The sequence below is a fragment of the Hyphomonas johnsonii MHS-2 genome, assembly GCF_000685275.1.
GTDB classification, from domain to species: domain Bacteria; phylum Pseudomonadota; class Alphaproteobacteria; order Caulobacterales; family Hyphomonadaceae; genus Hyphomonas; species Hyphomonas johnsonii.
The window spans coordinates 51,156-72,831 of record NZ_ARYK01000001.1; the positions used below are offsets into that span (position 1 = coordinate 51,156).

23 protein-coding genes and 2 tRNA genes are annotated in these 21,676 nt (G+C 66.1%); 17 read left to right on the forward strand and 8 right to left on the reverse strand.

Annotation, left to right across the window (positions count from 1 at the left end; genetic code table 11):
* Together HJO_RS00270 and HJO_RS00275 are read right to left on the reverse strand one after the other, a co-directional pair.
* Positions 1 to 924 carry a hypothetical protein gene (locus HJO_RS00270; RefSeq protein ID WP_156945357.1) on the reverse strand — a complete coding sequence of 308 codons (924 nt, stop codon included), beginning with the start codon at positions 922 to 924 and terminating at the stop codon, positions 1 to 3.
* A gap of 48 nt (positions 925 to 972) precedes the next feature.
* The gene (locus tag HJO_RS00275; protein WP_035614094.1) at positions 973 to 1,791 is read right to left on the reverse strand and encodes a TrmH family RNA methyltransferase; all 819 of its coding nucleotides are present in this window, start codon (positions 1,789 to 1,791) and stop codon (positions 973 to 975) included.
* A 114-nt stretch (positions 1,792 to 1,905) separates the two neighbouring features.
* Here HJO_RS00275 and HJO_RS00280 point away from each other — a divergent pair.
* A tRNA-Tyr gene (locus tag HJO_RS00280) sits at positions 1,906 to 1,990 on the forward strand.
* Positions 1,991 to 2,023: 33 nt separating this feature from the next.
* Positions 2,024 to 2,097, forward strand: a tRNA-Gly gene (locus HJO_RS00285).
* A 16-nt stretch (positions 2,098 to 2,113) separates the two neighbouring features.
* On the opposite strand, the gene HJO_RS00290 is transcribed toward HJO_RS00285, so the two are convergent.
* The 3 genes from HJO_RS00290 to HJO_RS00300 form a co-directional block, all read right to left on the reverse strand.
* Positions 2,114 to 2,959, reverse strand: coding sequence for an SMP-30/gluconolactonase/LRE family protein (locus HJO_RS00290; protein ID WP_035612387.1), 846 nt, complete (start codon positions 2,957 to 2,959; stop codon positions 2,114 to 2,116).
* Between the two features lie 92 nt (positions 2,960 to 3,051).
* The gene (locus tag HJO_RS00295; RefSeq protein ID WP_051617892.1) at positions 3,052 to 3,645 is read right to left on the reverse strand and encodes a class GN sortase; all 594 of its coding nucleotides are present in this window, start codon (positions 3,643 to 3,645) and stop codon (positions 3,052 to 3,054) included.
* A gap of 115 nt (positions 3,646 to 3,760) precedes the next feature.
* Complete coding sequence (locus HJO_RS00300) at positions 3,761 to 5,935, reverse strand: marine proteobacterial sortase target protein (RefSeq protein ID WP_162173736.1); 2,175 nt, start codon at positions 5,933 to 5,935, stop codon at positions 3,761 to 3,763.
* A 316-nt stretch (positions 5,936 to 6,251) separates the two neighbouring features.
* On the opposite strand from HJO_RS00300, the gene HJO_RS18620 reads away from it, so the two are divergent.
* Together HJO_RS18620 and HJO_RS00310 are read left to right on the forward strand one after the other, a co-directional pair.
* Positions 6,252 to 6,809 (forward strand): hypothetical protein, encoded by a 558-nt coding sequence (locus HJO_RS18620; protein ID WP_206741784.1) that lies wholly within the window; start codon positions 6,252 to 6,254, stop codon positions 6,807 to 6,809.
* On the forward strand, positions 6,769 to 7,908 hold the full coding sequence (locus HJO_RS00310; protein WP_035612393.1) for a DNA-packaging protein: 1,140 nt from the start codon (positions 6,769 to 6,771) through the stop codon (positions 7,906 to 7,908). Before HJO_RS18620 ends, HJO_RS00310 begins: the two co-directional genes overlap by 41 nt.
* Here the strand turns inward: HJO_RS00310 and HJO_RS00315 are convergent.
* Positions 7,905 to 8,366, reverse strand: coding sequence for a hypothetical protein (locus HJO_RS00315; protein ID WP_035612395.1), 462 nt, complete (start codon positions 8,364 to 8,366; stop codon positions 7,905 to 7,907). The genes HJO_RS00310 and HJO_RS00315 overlap by 4 nt on opposite strands.
* The gene (locus HJO_RS00320) at positions 8,363 to 9,247 is read right to left on the reverse strand and encodes a ParA family protein (RefSeq protein ID WP_035612397.1); all 885 of its coding nucleotides are present in this window, start codon (positions 9,245 to 9,247) and stop codon (positions 8,363 to 8,365) included. Before HJO_RS00320 ends, HJO_RS00315 begins: the two co-directional genes overlap by 4 nt.
* Positions 9,248 to 9,586: 339 nt before the next feature.
* Between HJO_RS00320 and HJO_RS00325 the strand changes: the two genes are divergently transcribed.
* The 10 genes from HJO_RS00325 (at position 9,587) to HJO_RS00370 (ending at position 17,388) form a co-directional block, all read left to right on the forward strand.
* Positions 9,587 to 9,835, forward strand: coding sequence for a hypothetical protein (locus tag HJO_RS00325; RefSeq protein WP_035612399.1), 249 nt, complete (start codon positions 9,587 to 9,589; stop codon positions 9,833 to 9,835).
* 52 nt (positions 9,836 to 9,887) lie between these two features.
* Positions 9,888 to 10,382: a GNAT family N-acetyltransferase gene (locus HJO_RS00330; RefSeq protein ID WP_035612401.1), complete on the forward strand. Its 495-nt coding sequence runs from the start codon at positions 9,888 to 9,890 to the stop codon at positions 10,380 to 10,382.
* A 158-nt stretch (positions 10,383 to 10,540) separates the two neighbouring features.
* A complete protein-coding gene (locus HJO_RS00335) occupies positions 10,541 to 11,413 on the forward strand; it encodes a DnaJ C-terminal domain-containing protein (protein ID WP_035612402.1) in 873 nt (290 codons plus the stop codon).
* Between the two features lie 66 nt (positions 11,414 to 11,479).
* On the forward strand, positions 11,480 to 11,797 hold the full coding sequence (locus HJO_RS00340) for a PepSY domain-containing protein (RefSeq protein ID WP_051617893.1): 318 nt from the start codon (positions 11,480 to 11,482) through the stop codon (positions 11,795 to 11,797).
* 34 nt (positions 11,798 to 11,831) lie between these two features.
* Positions 11,832 to 12,515: a response regulator transcription factor gene (locus HJO_RS00345; protein WP_035612405.1), complete on the forward strand. Its 684-nt coding sequence runs from the start codon at positions 11,832 to 11,834 to the stop codon at positions 12,513 to 12,515.
* 25 nt (positions 12,516 to 12,540) lie between these two features.
* Positions 12,541 to 13,968 (forward strand): ATP-binding protein, encoded by a 1,428-nt coding sequence (locus HJO_RS00350; RefSeq protein WP_051617895.1) that lies wholly within the window; start codon positions 12,541 to 12,543, stop codon positions 13,966 to 13,968.
* Entirely contained in the window at positions 13,965 to 14,576 is a 612-nt protein-coding gene (locus HJO_RS00355) for a tetratricopeptide repeat protein (RefSeq protein ID WP_156945358.1), read from the forward strand. Before HJO_RS00350 ends, HJO_RS00355 begins: the two co-directional genes overlap by 4 nt.
* A gap of 67 nt (positions 14,577 to 14,643) precedes the next feature.
* The gene (locus HJO_RS00360) at positions 14,644 to 15,084 is read left to right on the forward strand and encodes a cytochrome c maturation protein CcmE (RefSeq protein WP_035612408.1); all 441 of its coding nucleotides are present in this window, start codon (positions 14,644 to 14,646) and stop codon (positions 15,082 to 15,084) included.
* Position 15,085: 1 nt separating this feature from the next.
* On the forward strand, positions 15,086 to 16,972 hold the full coding sequence (locus tag HJO_RS00365; RefSeq protein ID WP_035612410.1) for a heme lyase CcmF/NrfE family subunit: 1,887 nt from the start codon (positions 15,086 to 15,088) through the stop codon (positions 16,970 to 16,972).
* 26 nt (positions 16,973 to 16,998) lie between these two features.
* Entirely contained in the window at positions 16,999 to 17,388 is a 390-nt protein-coding gene (locus HJO_RS00370) for a cytochrome c-type biogenesis protein (RefSeq protein WP_084141284.1), read from the forward strand.
* Here HJO_RS00370 and HJO_RS00375 read toward each other — a convergent pair.
* The gene (locus HJO_RS00375; RefSeq protein ID WP_051617899.1) at positions 17,385 to 17,930 is read right to left on the reverse strand and encodes a prepilin peptidase; all 546 of its coding nucleotides are present in this window, start codon (positions 17,928 to 17,930) and stop codon (positions 17,385 to 17,387) included. The two genes, HJO_RS00370 and HJO_RS00375, sit on opposite strands and share 4 nt — an antisense overlap.
* A 170-nt stretch (positions 17,931 to 18,100) precedes the next feature.
* On the opposite strand from HJO_RS00375, the gene HJO_RS00380 reads away from it, so the two are divergent.
* The 3 genes from HJO_RS00380 (at position 18,101) to HJO_RS00390 (ending at position 21,676) form a co-directional block, all read left to right on the forward strand.
* A complete protein-coding gene (locus HJO_RS00380) occupies positions 18,101 to 19,345 on the forward strand; it encodes a bifunctional alpha/beta hydrolase/OsmC family protein (protein ID WP_035612414.1) in 1,245 nt (414 codons plus the stop codon).
* 87 nt (positions 19,346 to 19,432) lie between these two features.
* Entirely contained in the window at positions 19,433 to 20,968 is a 1,536-nt protein-coding gene (locus tag HJO_RS00385; protein WP_035612416.1) for a Do family serine endopeptidase, read from the forward strand.
* Between the two features lie 36 nt (positions 20,969 to 21,004).
* Positions 21,005 to 21,676 carry a response regulator transcription factor gene (locus HJO_RS00390; protein ID WP_035612418.1) on the forward strand — a complete coding sequence of 224 codons (672 nt, stop codon included), beginning with the start codon at positions 21,005 to 21,007 and terminating at the stop codon, positions 21,674 to 21,676.

Sequence of the window (21,676 nt, forward strand, 5' to 3'; positions counted from 1 at the left end):
CTAGCGCCTGCCGAAGAAGCGAATGGCACCGAGCAGGCCGGCAATCGCCGATCCGAGACCACCGAGCAGCACGAAGAGCGGGTTGGCCTGGTCTGCGAACGCGATCGCGCGATTGATGCCCGACACCTGGACCGACACCGTGTCGCGGAAGGTGCGCAGGGGCACGACCGAATCAGCGTCGATGGCATAGATTTCGAACACGAGATCATGCTCGCCGGCCGACAGCGGCATGACCGACCAGCGCCAGATGTTCTCTGTCAGGGGCGACAGCGACTGGACGGGCGGGGACAGTTCGATGATCTCGAAATTGGCGCCGCTGACGCGGGCCTCGACCCGGTCTGACACTTTCGCTTCGCCGGTGACAATGTTGCCGCCACGGTTCGGCAGGGCGTCGACGGCCGTATCGTCGCCGGTTGCGTCAATTGCCAGTGTGACGTCGAAGGCGCGCTTGTATTCAGCGGATGTCGGCGTTTCGTGGGCGACCGGAACGGTCTGCAGCGTTTCAAGGAAGGCTTCGGTGCGCGATTTGGTGACCGAGGGCGAGGCGGCCGGGATCGGGCCGGTTATGCCGGCCACTTCGGCGACCGGGTCAGACGCGGTGCCGATTTCGCCGAGGCCACTTTCCATGAAGTCCTCTTCGGCTTCGGCCACGTCGAAATCATCGGCTGCACCGAACCCTCCGGATTCAGCTTCAACGCTTTTCGCCATCGACCGCGAGGTGGCCATTGGGGCGGTGTCCGGTGCAGGTTCCATTGCGGGTTCGGACATGGTTTCCATCGCCGCATCCGCGGTGTCGGCCATGGGCGGCGGTGCGGCCTCCGTCATGGCGTCGTGCGGGCGGTAGGATTCGAGCAGGGCGGCGCCACCAATACCGGCAACGGCCAGGCCTGCCAGCAGCAGCAGAATGGAAATCAATCTTAGCATCGCAGGTGCTCCCGTCTGGCGATTCCTCGCGTTAACCCTAGCAGAGCTTCATCCGGCTGGGAAACGCTGACGGCTGGCTTCATAGAACGCAATTGCGGCAGCATTGGACACGTTGAGGCTCTCCATTTCCGGCGCGATCTCGATACGGGCGAGTTCGGCGCAGGCCTTGGCAACGGCGGGGCGCAGGCCGGACCCTTCAGCGCCGAGCACGATGGCGACCTTTGCTGCGCCTGCAACAGCATCTGCCAGGTTGCGGCGGCCTTCACCGGCAAGGCCCACCGTGTGGAAACCGGCGTCGCCGAGCTGTTCGAGGGCGCGGGCAATGTTGACCACGCGGGCCTCGGCGACGGTTTCAACGGCGCCAGCGGCGCTCTTGGCGACAACACCGGTGACAGGCGGGGCATGGCGCGTCTGCAGGACAAGGCCGCCAAAGCCGAATGCGGCGGCAGACCTGTAGATGGCACCGAGATTGTGCGGATCGGAGACCTGGTCGAGCACGCAGATGCGGGTGAGGCCGCGGTCGATCAGGTCTTCGAGGCTGGCCGGGTTGAGCGGTGCCACCTTGATGGCCAGGCCCTGGTGGACGGCGCCGGGCGGCAGGCGATTGTCGAGATCCTTGCCGAGAATGATGTCCGGCGTGACCCGTGCCGGGCCGAGGCGCGCGGCGGCATTTTCGGTGGCCAGCAGCATGTGGATCGTGCGGGACGGGTTGGCGAGCGCCGCGCTGACAGCGTGCGTGCCCCACAGCCAGCCTTCGCCGCTGCCGCCGTGGCTGCGTTCGCGCGGCCCATCCTGGCGTGGGCGCTGTGCATCGCCGGGACCGGCAGGCCCGTGTGCGTTTCGGCGTTTTGGATGGTTGCGCGCCATTTGGTTCATCCCTATAAGGCCGTCTCCCGAAGCGGGTGCAGGATACGGGTTCGCCCGTGCCTTTAGGCGCTCCGGGGCGACGGCGTCAATTATCGTGAGTCGCAGGCAGCCCTTGGAGGGGTGGCCGAGTGGTTAAAGGCAGCAGACTGTAAATCTGCCCGCATAGCGTACACAGGTTCGAATCCTGTCCCCTCCACCACTGACTGTGCTAAGGATGAGAGACGTACCGGTTGCGGGTATAGCATAATGGTAATGCACCAGCCTTCCAAGCTGAGTATCTCGGTTCGATCCCGTGTACCCGCTCCAGTTTTTCCATTTTAATTCAGTAGGTTGGTGTTCCCGGCACCGCCACGTCGACCGTTTCGATGCGGGCAGAACGCAGGGCGCGGCATTTGTCGCGGTGCGTGGTTTCGGCGGTTGAGAGGAAGAGCGTCTTCCCGTCAGCGCCGCCAAGGGCGCAGGCGATGGCCTGGCGGCCCGTTGTGATGGTGTCGAGCACCTCGCCGCCCTCTTTCAGGCGGATACAGGTGCCGGTCGTGGGCGAGGCGGCCCAGACGGCACCTTCCGCATCAAGGCAGATGCCGTCCGGCACCGCGCCTTCGGGCAGGGCGGCCCAGTCGCGCTGGTTGGACAGGGTATTGTCGGCCCCGATGTCAAAGGCGGTCAATTTGGCACCGAAGGTTTCGGCAGCGATCAGCGTCTTGCCGTCCGGCGTGATGACCATGCCGTTCGGGAAGAGGAGGCCGTCGGCGGCCCGTGTGGCCGTTCCGTCAGGTGAAATGCCGGCAAGGGCGGCCGGGGCGGGCGCTTCGCCGGTGTCGAAATCGAAGCCGAAATTGCCGACCCAGGCATGGCCGGTCGACGCGACGACCATGTCATTGGCGCGGCGGGTGGCGATGGCGGAGAGGTCAGCATGCCGGACGAGCGCGCCGCCGGGTTCCTGGCGCAGGACCTGCTTGTCCAGCATCGAGACAACGAGGAGGCGGCCATCCGGCAGCCAGCCGAGGCCGGACGGGTTGCCCGGCACGTCTGCCATCTTTTCGGGCGCCTTGCCGGGAGCGGCGCGCCAGACGGTGTCGTCGTGCATGTCGGAAAACCAGAGGGCGCCATCGTGCCAGCGCGGGCCTTCGATGAAGGCGAATCCGTCGTGCAGGATGGTCGGGGTCATGGCGCGTTTCCTCGTCTTTTCCCCGAGGCTATTGCGGATCGGCGGGCGAGTCTCGCATTTCCTGATGGCGCAGAGCGGTGAGAGACAGGCCTTTATCCGACCGGGTCCGGGGCGGGGGTATTGTCGAGGGTCGCCAGCGCCACGAAGCGTTGGCTTGTCGGCGTGAGCGCGCCGAACGGGTAGCAGGTGGTGAGGGCGATCGTGGCCGGGCCGGTACCGCCGGGGGTGAGCGTGCTGGCATGGGCGTCGACGATGCGGGTTTCGGTGAGGGCATAGGTGTGGGGCGTGCCGTCCGGGCCGGTGAGGGTCAGCGCGTCGCCGATGCGGGCATGCTGCAGGAAGGCGAAATGGCTGTCGCGGTGGCCGGCCAGAAGGGTGAGGCCGGGCTGGCCGGGGGCGGCAGAGCCGGTCATCAGGCCGGGACCGAAGGCGAGGGCCTGTCCGCTGGTGCCGGCGAGAACGATGGCGGAGGCATGGAGGCGGGGAAGTTCGAGTTTCGCGGCGGGCGTGATGTCGGCCCAGGGCCACGGGCGGGCGTGCGTGGCGCCCTGCACCGTCTGCTGCCAGGCATGGGCGAGGAGCACCTGGGAGAGGTGCGCCTTGGCCTTCATGTACGCGCCGTTCCCGAACAGGAGGAGACCGGCGAGGAGGAGGGCTGTGGTGATTGACCTGAATCCTGTTTTCACGCGGCTTGCCCCCCCACCCCTGCTGCGGGGCAATCGATCCTCGATCGATTGCTGATCCCTCCGCAGCCCCCTTCCACGGGGAGGAACAGCCTGTTCCGCGGGGCGGGCTTGTGTGTCAGGCCGCATGGTGGCGGATCCGGCGGAAGACCAGTTTCAGCATGAAGGCCATGAGGACGAGGATGATGCCGGCGAGCAGTTTCAGGTCGGAAAAGGTGCCGGTATTGGGCAGGGGTACGCCGCGTTCCACCTGCATCGGGGCGTTGGCCCCCTGCGGATCCGGCTTGCGGACGGCGAGGGCGTCCACGGGGATCAGCGGCATGTCCGAGCGCAGGCCGTCATGGCCGAAGACCTTGCCGAAATCCCAGCCGGCGGGAAGGTTCAGCGGCACCTGCGCGCTGTCCAGGTCGGCGCCGTCCGGGCGGCTGGGCGTCACGTCCACCGCGACGAGGCTGGTCAGGCGCGAGACAAGATGATGGGCGAGCGCGGTGCCGAGAATCTGGTCGTCGATGATGTCGGGCAGCGTGTCGGCGCGGGCGCGATCCAGTTCCAGCGAGGCGATCTTCTTGCGGGCCCAGAGTTTCGAGATGCCGGCGCGGTCGGCGGCCTGCTTGAGGGGGAGGCCGACTTTCCACGGCTGGTCGCCATTGATGCCGGAGACCCAGACGAGGCCGTCCCTGGTCGCCGCATGCGCGGCGATGACGAGGGTTTCGCCGGAATAGACATCCGGCAGGGGCGACGGCCAGGCCTCGACGGCGGTGCCGTCCGGCCATGTCGCGGCAAGGTTGGTGATCGCCGGGCTTTCGAGCCGGGTGAACAGGGCGCCCATGCGGGTGGCGACTTCGCCGATATCGCCAATGTAGGTGTAGCTGCCCTGGCCGAGTTCGGCGGCGCGGGACATGAAGAAGCTGTTCGGGGCCGAACCGATGCCGACAGTGAAGATGCGGGCATCCTTGCGGTACTGGCTGATGGTTTCGAACAGCTGCTGCTCGTTGCCGATGGCGCCGTCGGTGAGGAAGACGACCTGGCGCAGGCGCCCGCCGGCATTGCGGTGGTCGGCGAGGGCTTCGCGCAGGGCGGGCAGCATTTCCGTGCCGCCGGTGGCCTCGAGATTGCTGACCCAGCGCGTGGCGCGGGCGAGATTTGCCTGCGTGGCATCACGGGGATGGTCGAACAGGGCGGTGGTGACGGAATTGAATTCGATCACGTTGAACCGGTCCTCCGGCTTGAGGCGCGCGATGGCCAGCGCGAGGCTCTGGCGGGCCTGGCGGATCGACTCGCCGCCCATCGAGCCGGACGTGTCGATGATGAAGGTGATCTCGCGCGGTGGCGGCGGCGCAGATTGCGCGGCGACCGGTGGGGTGACCATCAGGAGGTAATAGGGCTCGCCGTCGACGGTTTCGGTGAACAGGGCGGCGCTGGGCGCCTTCGAGGCCTTGGGTGTCCAGGTCAGTTCGAAGTCGCGATTGGCCGGCACGCTGCCGGCCGACAGCGTCAGCGTGGCGGCGCTGGCACCGGACCAGTCAGTGTCCATCGCGTGATAGGTCGACTCGAGCTTTCCGACCGGGAAACCGGCATCGAGCGAGACGTTCAGCGTAAGCGGGTTGGTGTCGCCGGTTTGCGGGTTGAGAACCGGCGGTGCGATACGCTCGCGGTCCGGCACGGGGTCGACCACGGCCCAGCCCTCGTCGCCGAGGGAGGCGGTGAGCACCTGCGGTTCCGGCATGTAGCGCGGGGCAACCACCATGGGGAAGCGCAGCGAGAACGTGTCGTCGGCGAGGTGGACGGTTTCCTGGTATTCGATCTGGACAATGATGGTTTCGCCGGGGCCGATATTGGCGACGGAATTGGTGAAAAGATTGGGACGTTCCTGTTCGAGCAGGGCGGTCTTCCTGCCCTCCGCCTTGGCCTGTTCGTAGATGGCTTTCGCCTTCTGGCGTTCCTCGATCATGCCTTCGATGAAGCGGTCACCGATCTGCATGCGGAGCGTGTCGACGGCGCTTTCATCCGGCAGGGGGAAGACATAGACGCCTTCGACCCAGCCATCGGTGGTGTTCTCGAAGCGCTGGGTGACGCGGGTGCGGGCGATCGGGCCTGAAATGTCGATCTGCACATCGGTCAGCAGGGCCGGGGCCTGGACGTACTTGCCGGGCGTGGAGGATTTCAGCAGCAGCGTGCCGGAGGTGGCGTCATTCGGCGTGACGAGGCGGGGTTCCTGGTCGGCCCAGGCCGCCCCGGCCGCGAAAGCCGCCGCCGTCAGGAGGGCACCAATCCACTGACCCGATCGGGACAACAAAGGGCTCCGGTCTGTGATCCTGGCGCGTATCCTGATGGCGGCGAGCATGGTCGTTTCCTTTCCTTGCGCATGTGCAATGACTGCAGGCTGCGCCCCGAATGCGGCGGGAAATGTCAGGCATTCGGGCAGGGGCGGGATATGTTCAGGGCGGTTTGGTGCGGGGATTGGGGCGAGGGTGTGCCGAAGGCTGACGAAATGGGGCGGAACGGGGGATAGCCCTGTTCCTGTCCGACCGTGGTGCCTGCGGCTGTATAGTCGGCGCATGATTACATCAGGCAAACGGCGGCAGGTGAGTGAGCGGGAGGGGCGGGAGATGCGCCTGTTCTGGTTGCTTGGGCATACGGGCAAGGCGATTGCGCAGCGGATGGGGCGGGACCGGAAAACGGTGTGCGCGACGATCCGCGAGCGCGGGCTGGATGCGCCGGAAGGGCCGTTCGAGATGGCGTGGCTGGTGATGAAGCGGGAACTGGATGCGATGGCAGAGGCGCTGGCCGGGGGTGGCGAGGTGGACACGGCGAAGATGCTGAGGCTGGCCGCCGAGCTGCGCCATACCGAGGCGGCGATGCGGGCAGCGGCGCGGGACGTGCTGGAGGATGAGGCAGATGCGGGGGAAGCGGATGACGCGCAGGGAATCTGGGAGCGTCTCGAAGCAGTGGAACAGCAACGCCGCCTGGACGCCGCAGGATTACCGGCTGAGGGAGCGGGCGATTCAGCAGGGTTTGAACAGTCTGACGCAGGAGATGCAGGATTACCTGAAACGAAATCCGTTTATCTTCGAAGCCCGCGATACGCAGGTTCCACCGCGGGGCCCCTGGCGGACATGGCTGTTCATGGGCGGGCGCGGCGCCGGCAAGACGCGGGCGGGGGCTGAATGGGTGCGCATGGCGGTGCGGGCCGGGTGCCGCCGCGTGGCGCTGGTCGGGCCGGCGCTCTCGGACGTGCGCGAGGTGATGATCGAGGGGCCGAGCGGATTGCGGCACCTGAAGGGCGCAGGCGGCACGCCAGTGTATGAAGTGTCGCGGCGGCGGCTGGTATGGCCGAACGGGGCGGAGGCGTTCGTCTTCTCGGCGGAAGACCCGGACAGTTTGCGCGGGCCGCAATTCGACGCGGCCTGGTGCGACGAGGTGGGGGCCTGGGCGAAGGGGGATGCGGTGTGGGACACGCTCCAGATGGGGCTTCGGCTGGGGCCGGGGCCGCGCTGTGTGGCGACGACCACGCCGCGCCCGGTGGACCTGGTGAAGCGGCTGGTGGGCGCGCCGGACAGCCGGGTGACGCGCAGCGCGACGCGGGAGAATGCGGTGAACCTGTCACCCGGATTCGTGGCGGCAATGGAGGCGGCCTATGCCGGCTCGTCACTGGCACGGCAGGAGTTGATGGGCGACCTTCTGGAAGACCCGAAGGGCGCGCTCTTTGTAAGGAGCATGCTGGACAGGAACCGCGTGTTCGCCGCGCCGGGGATGGCGGACATTGTCGTGGCCGTGGACCCGCCGGCGACGAGCGGGCCGCGGGCCGATGCCTGCGGGATCGTGGCGGCGGGCGTGGCCGAGGCGGCAGGCTTCGGGCGGCGTTGTTTCGTGCTGGGCGATGCCTCGGCGCCGGGGCTGCGGCCAGCCGACTGGGCGGGCCGGGCCGTCTCGCTGGCCGAGGCGGTGGGCGCGTCGATGATCATCGCCGAGGCCAACCAGGGCGGCGAGATGGTGCGCCAGACGCTGGTGAGTTCGGGCTGCCGGTTGCCAGTGCGGCTGGTGCATGCGCGGTTGGGCAAGCGGGCACGGGCGCTGCCGGTGGCGCTGCTGTATGAGCAGGGCAAGGTGGCGCATGTCGGGCTGCTGGCGACACTGGAAGACCAGATGTGCCGGTTCGGAGCGGACGGGTTCGCCGGCTCGCCGGACCGGGTGGATGCACTGGTCTGGGCCGTGTGGGCGCTGATGCTGGAGCGCGGCGAGGGGCCGCGTATCAGGGCGCTCTAGTTGCCGGCGCGGAAGGACTTGCGGCCGAAATAGGCGTTCTTCGGCGCATCGTCCGTGCCCGTCGGTTCAGTACCTGCGGCGGGGGTTTCGGCTTCGGCTTCGACCGCGGTTGCCTGCGGGGCGGTGGTCTCGCCGGCCATGACCTTGCGGATGTGCGCGGCAGCGGCGCCGGCAGTGGAGACTTCATAATCGTCGACCGCCTTGTCGAGGCGGCGGGCGAGCAGGCGAGCCTGGTGGGCCGTCAGTTTCTTCAGTTCGGTTTCGAAGATCTCGTGACCGACCGCCTCGCGCAGGGCGATCATGTCTTCGGTGGCCTGGCCGGCCGAATTCATGAGCTTGCGGACAAGCAGGCCGGCGGCATTGGCGAAGTCGCGGTCGGCAAGCCGGCTGAAACGGTCGCGATTTTCCAGCAGGGCCGCGAGCGCGGCGGCGCCGGCGGTCGGCGGTGTCAGGCTCATTTGAGGCGCTCCTGGACTTCGTTGAGCAGCTTCTGGATGGTGGACAGGGCATCGCCCGGCCATTTGGCCGCCAGGGTCGGATCGGGGCCGAGCTCGATCGGGTTGGTGGCAAAGCCGGTCTTGAGGGGGATGACCGTGTCGAACATCTCGAATTCGGCGTCCTCTGACTTGGCCGCTTCGCGCATGGCCTGAAGGACGACCTGCTGGTGCGGCGTGTTGTCGAACCGCGTCGCCAGCACGACCGGCAGGCTTTCGATGTCCCGGTCGCGCAGATTCGCCATGATGTCGCCAGTGAAGAGGTCGAGACCGAGCGTGGACATGAAATCCGGGATCGTGGGCACGATGATGAGGTGGCTGGCGGCGAGGACGCTTTCGGTCATCACCGAGATGCCGGGCGGGCAGTCGCAGATGATGACGTCATAATCGGCCTTGAGCAGGTTGAAATCGTCGCGCAGGCGGCGGCCGACCTGGCCCTGCAGGGCCTCCATCGAGTATTTCTTGGCGGTGAGTTCGTAGATCAGCTCGCGCTCGGTCTTGCGCAGGCGCGGGCTGGACGGGATGAGGTCGAGCGGCAGCGGCTTGCCGTCATGGCTGACATCGCTGGCATTGGTGACGACGAAGTCGGACAGGCGCTTCTGCTCATTGGCGAAGAAGTTTTCCAGCAGCCAGTCGGAAATCGTGGCGTAGTCATTGATGGCCTGGAACAGGTGTTCGTCGCCCTCGTGGCCGTAGACCAGCAGCGAGGCGTTGGCCTGCGTGTCGAGATCGACGACCAGCGTGCGGCGACCAGAGGCGGCGAAGGCCTCGGCCAGGCTGACGCAGGTCGTGGTCTTTCCGACGCCGCCTTTGGAATTGGCGATCGAGATGACGCGTGCCGACATTCTGCTAGCTCCTCTGCCCCGGACTGAAGCGCGGGACAAAGCAGAATTCAATGGGAATGGCTATCGCCGCAAGGTCACAAATTGCAGCACCCGCAATATGATTTCCCTCAGGTTTCCAACGTAGTGCCCGAGGATTCCTTGGAAAAATCCTTTTCGGTCCGACCGGCATCCCGGTCGCGGTAAATTCTCCCGGTCGAAACAAGTTCAACCGGGAGCGAGACAAGGCATGAATTGGACCTGGCCGTTTGCACGTCAAGGTGGTGAGTCGAAGGCGGCAATGCCGGGGGCGAGACACTGGCCTATGAGGACATTGGCGGCCGACCGTGGCCGGTCGCGCATGTGCGCCTGCGCGCCAGCGTGCTGGACTGGGTGCGCCGGGGCGCTGACGTGGCAGAGAGCTGGGCCTTCCCGGAGGCCGGGAATTCCGGGCGCTTTGCGGTTGAGGTCGACACCGGAAGCGGCTTTGGCGGGCGGTTTGATGTCGGCAGCCCGGTTGCCGAACTGGCGGAGGGCGTGCTGGCCGCACGGGTGGCCGAGATCGGACCGGACGGGCGGATCGGCCCGTGGGCGGTGATCACGAGCGGGTAGCAGAATCAGTTGGCCCCCGGTAAACTGCTGCAGACGCAAGAGGGTGGCGGGCATGTCTGACGATTTCCAGATCAGGGCGTTTCGCCCGGGTGACCTGACGCAGATGCAGGCCGTCCGCGAAGTGGCCTTCCGGCCCGTCTTCAAGTCACTCCGCCAGATTGTCGGTGAGGCGCTGGCGCCGGTCGTGTTCGCCGAAGCGGAACGGGCGCAGGCAGACCTTCTGGACCAGATATGCGCGGAGGATTCAGCCGACATCGTATTCGTCGCCGAACAGGCCGGCGACATTGTCGGGTTCTGTTCGCTGAAACTGGACCCCGAGACAAAGGTCGGCGAAATCGGGCTGAATGCCGTGGACCCGGTGGTGCAGCGCGAAGGTCTCGGCACGGCGATGTATGTTTACGCGCTTGATATCATGCGGGCGCAGGGCATGATCGCGGCGAGTGTCGGAACCGGCGGCGACCCGAGCCATGCGCCGGCCCGCCGCGCTTACAAGAAGGCCGGGTTCGCGCGGGCTGTGCAGAGCGTTTATTTGTACCGGACACTGTAGGGCCTGCCGGGGCCGGAGCCTCAGGTGCCGCGGCAGGTGTTCAGGCTGGCAGGACCAGTCTGGACGGGCGAACGGACGCAGGTGGGTTTCATTCAGGGCCGGAACACCCTAACTCATGGCGGACACGACGTTTTACCCAATCAGAGGAATACCCGACCTTGGCCCTTGATCCCTACAGCGTGCTCGGCGTTTCCCGCACCGCGAGCGATGCCGACATCAAGAAAGCCTATCGCAACAAGGCGAAAGCCCTGCACCCGGACCTGCATCCGGATGACGAAAAGAAGATGGAAGAGTTCAAGCGGGTCTCCCAGGCCTGGGACATCCTTGGTGACAACGACAAGAAGGCCAAGTTCGACCGCGGCGAAATCGACGGCGACGGCAACCCGGCCGGGTTTGCCGGCAGCTATCCCGGTGGTGGCGCGGGCCCGGGCGGCACCCATCGCTGGGAAACGCGCGGCGGCGCCCCGTTCGGGGCACAGGGCGATCCGTTCGAGGATATCCTGGGCGGCATGTTCGGCGGGCGCCGGCGCAGCCCCGGCCCGCAAAAGGGCCGTGATATCCGTTATCGTGTGGAAGTTTCGTTCGAGGACGCCGTGAATGGCGCCCGGCGGCGCATGACCATGGCCGACGGAACCGCACTGGACGTCAATATCCCGGCCGGGATCGATACCGGCCAGACCCTGCGCCTGAAAAGCCAGGGCCAGCCTTCACCCAATGGCGGGGCACCGGGCGATGCCCTGCTCGAAGTCGAGGTACGCAAGAGCACTGTCTGGCAACGCGACGGGCGCGATTTGCACATGGATGTGCCGATCGGCCTGAAGACGGCGGTCCTTGGCGGCAGCGTGGAAGTGAAAACACCATCCGGCCAGCTGACCCTGAAAGTGCCGGCGGGCTCGAATACCGGATCCCAGCTGCGCCTGCGCGGCAAGGGTGTGCAGGGCGCCAATCCCGGCAATCTCTATGCCCACCTCAAGATCGTGCTGGACGACCCGGCCGATGCCGGGTTGAAGCGATGGGCCGAAGGGCGTTAGGATCCTGAACAGTTCCAACACATACGTTCACTTCGCATTCAGGGCTTTGGACCTATAGGCTGAGCCATGAAACGGATTATTGCCTCCCTTGCGATTCTCGGCCTGTTTGCGGCCGGGCCAGCGCTTGCGCAGCCGAAATGGGGAGATTCCTTCTCTCCGGGACAGGCGCGTGAGGCCGTGCGCGACGGCAAGACCGTGCCGCTGAGCAAGATTTTCCAGAACCTGAAGCGGGAATATGGCGGCTACCAGCTGAGCGCGGACCTGTTCTCGAAGTCCGGGGGCGGCGCTGAATACCACATAGACTGGATGACCGGCGATGGGCACAAGGTGCGCTTTGTCGTCGATGCCCAATCCGGAACCATAACGAATCGTCGCGGTTCGTAATGTGTGATAATCCGTTACAAGGAAGGTAGTTCCCATGCGTATCCTCGTCGTTGAAGATGATGCAGACCTGCGTCGCCAACTGGCCGACGTGCTGTCGCAATCCGGCTATGCGGTCGATCTGGCCGCGGATGGCGAAGACGGGCATTTCCTGGGCGACACCGAACCCTATGACGCGGTGATCCTGGACCTTGGCCTGCCCAAGATGGACGGTGTCAGCATTCTCAAGAAATGGCGCGCGGACGGCAAGTCGTTCCCCGTACTGATCCTGACCGCCCGCGACCAGTGGAGCGAGAAGGTGGCCGGCTTCGATGCCGGCGCCGATGACTACCTGGCCAAGCCGTTCGTCACGGAGGAATTGCTGGCGCGCATGCGTGCGCTGCTGCGCCGCGCCGCCGGGCATTCGGCCGCGACCCTGGAAGCCGGCAAGCTGATGGTCGACACGCGCGCTGCCCGCGCGATGGTCAATGGTGAACCGGTCAAGCTGACCGCGCACGAATACCGCGTGCTGTCCTACCTCATGCATCATCAGGGCCGGGTCGTGCCGCGCACGGAACTGGTCGAGCATATCTACGATCAGGATTTCGACCGTGACTCGAACACGATCGAGGTGTTCATCGGGCGCCTGCGCCGAAAAATCGGCGTTGACCGGATCCAGACCGAGCGGGGCCTTGGCTACCGCCTGATCGTGCCGGAGAACGAAGCGCGCGTTGCCGGATAGGCGCGGGTCGCGCTAGACCGCCTGAATGGACGCACCGGCCAATCCTGTCACCCGATTCGCGGACCGCTGGTCCAGCGTGTCCCTGGCGCGCCGGATCATGATCGCCGCCGCGATCTGGGGCCTTGTCGTCCTGGTCGGCGGATCGCTGGCCCTGTCGGCCCTCTATCGCGCCCAGACGCTGGCCCTGCTGGAGGAAGACCTCGACCAGACGCTGGTCAGCCTGTCGCGCGACCTGGTGCGGGAACAGGCGTTCCTGCCGGACGGGCGGGTCACCGATACCGAGCGCGACCTGCTGAGCGGCGACACGCGGTTCCAGACTCAATATTCCGGCCAGTACTGGGCGGTTGTCGGCCTGACCGAAGACGGCCGGGTGGCTGGCGATTTCCGGTCCAAGAGCCTGTGGGACGAGCCCGTCCCGTTGACCGAAGAGCAGATTCACGCAGCTGTCGCCGGTCCCGGCACGACGCGGTTTGCCGACTTTGACGGCCCGGCCGACCAGCGCGTGCGGGTGGCGGCCAAGGCGATCCTTGTCGAGGGCCGGACGACGCCGCTGATCCTGATGGCGGCCGCAGACCGGACACCCAATGACGCCGCCGCAACGCGCTTCCGCAACATGCTGCTGGGCACGATGATCGCGCTTTTCGGCAGCGTGTTTGCGGCGATGGTCCTGGCGATCCGGTTTTCCCTGCGGCCCCTGAAGCGGATCGGGCAGGACATCGCGGAGATCCGCGAGGGCACACGGGCGACGCTGCAGCAGGACTATCCCCTGGAGGTGCGCCCGCTGACGGAGGAACTGAACAAGCTGATCGGGCACAACCGGGACGTTGTGGAACGGGCAAAGACCCATGTCGGGAATCTCGCGCATGCGCTGAAAACGCCCATTGCGGTCCTGCGCAATGAGGCGAAGGGTGGGACTCAGCTGGACGATGTTGTGCGGCGGCAGACCGAATCCATGCACGCGAACGTGGAACATTACCTGAAGCGGGCCCGCATGGTGGCCCGGGCAGAAGCCCTGGGCGCACGCACGGAGGTGACGCCGGTGGTGGAGGCGCTGGCGAGGTTGCTGAACCGGTTGTTCGATGCCAAGGGCATAAATGTCAGCGTCGAGGATGGCGCCGGTGCGGTGTTCCGTGGCGAGCAGCAGGATCTTGAGGAAATGATCGGCAACCTGATGGACAATGCGTGCAAATGGGCCGCGGCTGAAGTTGTGGTACGGGTGACCGACACGCCGGCCGCGCTGGAGATCGACGTTGAGGATGACGGGCCGGGCCTGTCGCCCGAAGAGCGCGAAGGCGCGCTGAAACGCGGCGTGCGACTGGACGAGACGACCCCCGGAACCGGGCTTGGCCTGTCGATCGTGACGGAGCTGGCCGAGCTGCACAAGGGCAGCCTGGACCTGGACAACAGCCCGATGGGCGGCCTGCGGGCGCGATTGAGGTTTCCGAAATCATGACACGAGCACACACAACCCGGATGCAGATGATCGTCATGGCCGCATGCCTGGTCATTGGCGTCGGCGGCTACCTGATGCTGGGGCGTCCAGGCATGGACGACATGCCGATGGACAAGCGCCAGCACGAAATCTCGGAGAAGATCCGGACCGCGCCCGAAACCCTGACGACGGCGGAAGCGCTGGCCAGCCTGGAACAGGCTGCGATCAACCAGCCGAATGCGCCGGAGCCACGCTATTACATCGGCGAGATGCTGCGCGGGCAGAACCGTCCTGACGATGCTGCGCGGGCCTACCAGGCGGCCCTGCGGCGTGACGAGACCTATGTGCCCGCACTGGTCGGGTTGGCCCAGGTGCTGGTCGACCTGGGCGACGGCCAGGTCGGCCCCGATGCGGCGCGGCTGTTTGCACGGGCTTATGAGCTGGATGATACGCAGGTTCGGGCAGGCATGTGGGCCGCGATGGGCGCGGCGCAGGCCGGTGACCAGGAAAAGGCAGCGCAGATGATGCGGGCCGTTTTCGCCAAATTGCCAGCCGACGATCCGCGCCGTGAACGCTTCGGGGCGATGCTGGACGTGATCGGCGATGGCGAGGCCCCCGCGGCAGAATAGCCGTCCTGTGCAGCTGCCACATCTGCCGCACTGTCTTTCCGGCCGTTTGGCGGTATAGACTGGCGGCATGAGAGCCCGGACCCGCAGATTGTGGACATTTGGCGTTGCCGCCGCCCTGTTGCTGGCCGCTGCGGCGCTGGCATTCGTGGCGCTGCGCCAGAATGCGAACCTGTTCTACACGCCTGAAACCCTTGCCGAAAACGGCGTGCCCGCAGCGGGCAAGGAAGTGAAGGTCGGCGGTTGGGTGGAGCCAGGCTCGCTGACCTATCCGGGCGATGGCAGCGAGATGGTGTTTTCGATCATCGACAACAGCCCGGCGAGCATCACGGTCAGCTTCACCGGCATCGCACCGGACCTGTTCCGCGAGGGGCAGGGCGTGGTCGCGATCGGGACGTTTGACGCCGATGGCCGGTTCACGGCGCGGCAAGTGCTGGCCAAGCATGACGAGAATTACCAACCCCGCGAGCTGAGGCCGCTGGGCGCCGGCCCGGACCAGAACGCCAGCTGACATGATTGAACTTGGCCACCTTGCGGCATTCCTCGCGCTGGCTGCTTCTCTGGCGCAGGGCGTGCTCGGCCTGACCGGTGCACGGGCGCTGGCCGGGCGTGCGGCCCTGGTGGCCTTCGCGGTGATGGTATTGTCTTTCCTGACGCTGGTGGTGGCGTTTGCGCGGTCGGATTTCTCCGTGGCGCTGGTGGCGAACAATTCCCACACCCTGAAGCCGATGCTGTACAAGATCGCCGGCGCGTGGGGGAACCATGAAGGCTCGATGGCGCTGTGGTGCCTCGTGACGATGGGCTTTGGCGCGGCCGGTGCGCTGTGGATGCGCACGGGGCGCGAGACGTTCGAGGCACGGGCGCTGGGCGTGCAGGGATGGCTGGCAACCGGGGCGCTGGGCTACCTCCTGTTCGCCTCGTCCCCCTACCTGCGGCTCGACCCCGCGCCGTTGCAGGGGGCGGGTCTCAACCCGATCCTGCAGGACCCGGCGCTCGCCTTCCACCCGCCCATGCTCTACCTCGGCTATGTCGGATACTCGTTCGTGTTCGCGCTGGCGGCAGCCGGGCTGATGGAGGCGCGGATCGACCGGGTCTGGGCCAAGGAGGCGCGGCGCTGGTCGCTGGCCGCCTTCATTCCCCTGACACTCGGCATCGCGCTCGGCTCCTACTGGGCCTATTACGAGCTTGGCTGGGGCGGCTGGTGGTTCTGGGACCCGGTGGAGAATGCCTCGCTGATGCCCTGGCTGCTGGGTGCCGCCCTGCTGCACTCGGTGGCGGTGACCGAAAAGCGCGGCAGCTTTGCCGCATGGACTGCGCTGCTGGCGGTGCTGGCCTTCCTGTTCTCGATCATGGGCGCGTTCCTGGTGCGCTCCGGCGTGCTGACATCGGTGCATGCCTTCGCCGTGGACCCGCGTCGCGGCCTGCTGCTGCTTGGCGGGCTGATCGCCTATGGCGGCTTCGCGCTCGGCCTGTTCGCGCTGAGGGCGCCGAAGCTGGAAGGCGGCAAGCCGTGGACAATCCTGAGCCGCGAAGGCGCGCTGGTGGTGAACAATGTCGTGCTGGTCGTGGCGGCGCTGACGGTGCTGCTGGGCACGCTGTTCCCGTTGATTGCCGAGGCGGCGGGGCGGACGATTTCCGTCGGCGAACCGTATTTCCGGCTGACCTTCGTGCCGATGCTGGCGGCGCTGCTGGCGATCCTGCCGGTGGTGCAGGCCTGGAGCTGGGGCAAGGCGGACCTCTCGACGCTGTGGAAATGGGCGGCAGGCGGCGTCGGCCTGGTCGTGATCTTCCTGCTGCTGGGCGTCGGCCTGTGGGACATTCCGCTGGGGGCGGCCTTCGGGCTGGCGCTGGCCTTCTGGCTGATCTTCGGTGCGCTGTGGGAGTTGCGCCGCCGGGCCGTGACCCTGGCGCGTGTCTTCCGCCTGCCATTGCGCGTGTGGGGCATGACGCTGGCGCATATCGGCCTTGGCGTGTTCATCCTCGGCGCCGTCGTGGAAACGACCCAGCGCTATGAAGCGACGCTGGCCCTGCCGGCGGGCGGGTCGGGCACGGTCGCGGGCTGGCATGTGACGCTGCATGACGTGCGGGCCATCGAAGGCCCCAACTGGTATGCCGACAAGGCCGACCTGACAGCGCGCAAGGGCAGCGCGCGGGCCGAGATGGCGCCGACGAAACGCTATTATCCGGCGGCGCGCATGCCGACGACAGAGACGGCGATCCACAAGACCGGCACGGGCGACCTCTACGTGGCGCTGGGCGACCGGCGCGACGTTGACGGCGAAACGCGCTGGGTGTTCCGGGTGTACTTCAATCCGCTGATCGATCTGGTATATCTGGGCGTGTTGCTGATGGGGCTCGGTGCCCTGTTCAGCGTGTTGCCAAGGAGGCGGAAGCCCTGATCTTCCTGCGACCCGTCCTGCTCGCGATTGCGGCCCTGGCCTGCGCGCTGACGTGCGCGGCGCAGGCGCTCGACGACCCTGCGCAGGAAATGCGGGCGCAGGCGCTGATGCGGGAACTGCGCTGCGTGGCGTGCGAGAACGAGCCGATCTCGCAATCCTCCGCGGCGATTGCCGAGGACATGCGCGCCCGTGTGCGGGTAATGGTGGGTGAAGGGGCGACCGACGCGGAAGTGCGCGACTGGTTCGAGAGCCGTTACGGCGAATTCGTCCTGTTCCGGCCCAAGGGCAAAGACCTGACCGGCCTGTTCCTGTGGAGCGCACCGTTCGGTTTCCTGGTTATCGGCGGATTGATCGCATACGGATTGACGCGCCGCAGGCGCGCCGGTGCCGAGCCGGTTGCGCCGGAAGACGCCTAGCCGAGCGCGCCGAGGGCTGGCTGCGCGAGCCAGACCACCCATCCACCCAGCGCGATCCACGGACCGAAGGCGATGCGGGTTTCGTACGAGACGGCCTGGCGTCTGGCGCGGCTCATGACGAGTGCTGCGACCAGCCCTGACAGGGAGGCGATCAGCAGTACCGGGGCGAGCCCCGGCCAGGCCACCCACATGCCGATGGCGCCCATGAGCTTTGCATCCCCCCGCCCGAGGCCGTCGCGCCCCTTGAAATGCCGGTAGGCGATTTCGATGGCGACCAGCGAGACATAGCCGATACCGGTGCCCAGCAGGTGGTGCGGCCACAGCGCCGGGCGGGTCAGGGCGACCATCGCGGCACCAAGCAGCAGCACGGCGACATTGAGGAGATCCGGCAGGCGATAGGTGGCAAGGTCGATGACGGCGAGGGCGACCAGCAGGGCACCGAGGCCGAGCGACAGGCCCCGCGTGCCGGGCGGTGCGAGCCAGATGGCGCTGGCGCCCATGACCGGGATGGCGAGCATCAGGAAGATGTGGAGCGGTTTCATTCAGTGTGGCGAAGCCCGGCTGTTGCAGTCTGGGCGCCACGAAAGGTGGGCCGGGCACCAGAAGTCAAGCTCGCGTGGCCCGGACGCTCACGCAATCGGGATGGCGACAATGCTTGCCCCGCGTCGCGCGGTGCTTCAGTTTCGGCACGTATTCATTGAAAGGATCCGGCATGACCAATCAGGCACGCGTAGAATTTCCGGGCCATGACGGCGCCCTGCTGGCCGCCCGTCTCGACGCGCCCGTGTTCGCACCGAAGGCATGGGCCCTGTTCGCACACTGCTTTTCCTGCTCGAAGGATGGCCTGGCCGCCCGCCGGATCACGGCCGCGCTGGTCGAAGCCGGCATCGGCGTGATGCGGTTCGACTTTACGGGCCTCGGCAATTCCGAAGGCGATTTTTCGAACACGAACTTTTCGACCAATATCCAGGACCTGGTTGCCGCCGCCGCGTGGCTGGAACGCGAAAAGGGCGGGCCGCACCTGCTGGTCGGGCACTCGCTGGGCGGTGCGGCGGTGATCGTGGCAGCCGCGGACATCCCGCAGGCGAAGGCCGTGGTGACGGTCGGTGCGCCGTCGGAGGCGTCGCATGTCATCGAATCGATCAAGGCGCATGTCGACACGATCGAGGCAGAGGGCGAGGCGGAGGTGCAGCTGGCCGGCCGGCCGTTCGTGCTGAAGCGGCAATTCCTGGACGATGTCCGCGCATCGAACGTGCGTGACGCTGCGGCGACTCTCAAGCGGCCGCTGCTGATAATGCATTCGCCGGTCGACGAGAGTGTCGGCATCGACAACGCGACCGGCCTGTTCGTGGCCGCCCGGCATCCGAAATCCTTCATCAGTCTCGACAAGGCGAACCACCTGTTGACGACCAATGGCGATGCCCGCCGGGCCGGCCGCATGATGGCTGCCTGGGCAGAGGCCTACGTCTTCGCGGCGGGGGTCGCCCAGCCGGACCATGCGACGGGCGGGACGCGGGATGTCGTGGTGACCGAGACCGGCAATGGCCTGTACGAGAACATGATTGTCACCGGCGAGCATTTTTCGCTGGCCGACGAACCGATTGCCGTCGGCGGCGGCGGACGCGGGCCTGACCCGTACGAATATGTCTCAGCCGGGCTTGGCGCCTGCACGTCGATGACGGTGCGGATGTATGCCAACCGGAAGAAATGGCCGCTGGAACGGGTATCGGTCGCGGTTCACCATGCCAAGGACTATGCCGTCGATTGCGAGCATTGCGAGGAAGGCGAGAAAATCTCCATTTTTTACAGGGATATCACGCTGACGGGGGCGCTGGACGCGGCACAGGTCGCGCGCCTGATGGAAATCGCCGACAAATGCCCGGTGCACAGGACGCTCGAAGCAGGCAGCCATGTGCAGACCCAGGGACAGGCAGTGGATACGCGCGAATCCACCTAACTGTCTTTTAATGACCATTATTCCCACGACATGACTATCTTGGGCAAACCGGCTAACCGATGCAAATTCAGTGACTTGGAGAATAGAATGAAGAAATTTGGCATTTCGAGACAGGCCCTCGTGGCAGCTGTCTTCGGCGCGGCGGCTATCGGCACGCTAACGCTGGCGCCGAAGGTCTTCAGCCCGGAAGCGGGCGCGCAGCCGATTGCCATCGAGGCGCCGACGGGCGCGCCGCTCAGCTTCGCGGACCTGATCGAGCGGGTCGAGCCTGCCGTGGTCAGCGTCAACGTGGTCAGCGAGCGCGAAGTCGGCAAGCTGGCCGACATGGAACAGTTCTTCGAGCAGTTCCGCGGCATGCCGGGCTTTGATGAATTCCTCCAGGATCGCCAGCGCAAGGAAGACGAGCGTGACGAGCCGGAGACGCAGGAATCCCGTTCGCTCGGTTCCGGGTTCCTGATCTCGAAGGACGGCTATGTCGTCACCAACAATCACGTGGTCGAGAATGCCGTCGAAATCGAAGTGACGCTGAAGGACGGGCGCGAGCTGGAGGCCGAACTGGTCGGCACCGATGCGCAGACCGACCTGGCTGTCCTGCGCATCAAGGAAAAGGGCACTTATCCCTATGTCCGCTTCGGCAATTCGCACGACATGCGCAAGGGCGACTGGGTCGTGGCCCTGGGCAACCCGTTCGGCCTTGGCGGAACGGCGACTGCCGGCATCCTGTCGGCTGACGGACGCAATATCGGCGCCGGCCCCTACACGGATTTCCTGCAGATCGACGCATCGATCAATCGCGGCAACTCGGGTGGCCCCACCTTTGACCTCAACGGCAATGTTGTCGGTGTGAATACGGCGATCTTTTCGCCGACGGGCGGCTCGGTCGGTATCGGCTTCGCCATTCCGGCCGAGCTCGCTGATGAAGTGACACAGGCGATCATCAAGGATGGCCGCGTGTCGCGCGGCTGGCTGGGTGTCGCCATCCAGGACCTGACGCCCGACATGGCGGAAGCCCAGGGCATGAAGGAAGACGACGGCGCGATCATTGCCGACGTCACGTCCGGCAGCCCGGCTGAAAAAGGCGGCCTTGAACGCGGCGACATCATCCTGTCGGTCAACGGCACGAACGTCACCGACGCGACCACGACCACCCGTGTCGTCGGCAAGCTGATCGCCAATACGGCCAACAAGTTCGAAATCATCCGCGGCGGCAAGCGCAAGACCATCGAAGTGACGGTCGGCGAACGTCCCGATGATCCGAACGCTGCGATCGTGCCGGCTTCCTCGTCGCCGGGCGTCAAGGCAGACCCGAACGGCACCGAGATCGACGAACTGGGCGTGACCTTCAAGCCGATGGACGACGCCTTGCGCACCAAGCTCGGCCTGCGTGCCGGTGACGCCGGACTGGTTGTGACCGACGTGGCCCGCAAGGGCGTGTTCGAGGACGCAGGCCTGCAGACCGGCATGGTGATCCTCGACGTCAACGGCCAGCCGGCAACGTCTGTCGACGCGTTCGAGAAAGCAATCGCAGCGGCCAAGAAGGCCGGGCGGACGAAAGTGCTGATCGCAGTGCGTATCGGCCAGATCACGAACTATCGCACACTCGACCTTTCGACAAAGGAATAGGATAGATTCATGCTCGACACAGTGGTGGGAGACTCAATGCGCGTTCTTGTTATCGAAGATGATGCCGAAATGGCGAGCTTCATTCAGAAAGTCCTGAGTGAAGCGGGCCATGACGTCGATACCGCAATCGACGGTGAGCGAGGCCTGGAAATGGCTCGCTCGGTCGATTTCGACGCACTGGTGGTCGACCGCATGCTGCCGGAGAAGGATGGCCTGACGCTGCTCAAGGAATACCGGGAGGCTGGCGGTACGGCGCCGGCCCTCTTCCTGTCGGCGCTGGGCGATGTCCAGAACCGCGTGCAGGGCCTGAAGGCCGGGGCGGATGACTACCTGTCCAAGCCGTTTGCCCCGTCGGAACTGGCGGCCCGGGTCGAAGCGCTCGGCCGTCGCCAGATGGGCGAGCAGCAGGTCACCTCGCTGAAGGCGGGCGATCTTGAAATGAACCTGCTGACCCGCAAGGTGACGCGGGCAGGCCAGAAGATCGACCTGCAGCCGCGCGAATTCCGCCTGCTGGAATACCTGATGCGCCATGCCGGCCAGGTTGTGACCCGCACGATGCTGCTGGAAAAAGTGTGGGATTACAATTTCGACCCCCAGACGAATGTCATCGATGTGCACATCTCGCGCCTGCGTGCGAAGATCGACAAGGAATTCGATGAGCCCCTGCTGCATACGGTTCGTGGCGCCGGGTATCGCTTGCAGGGCTAG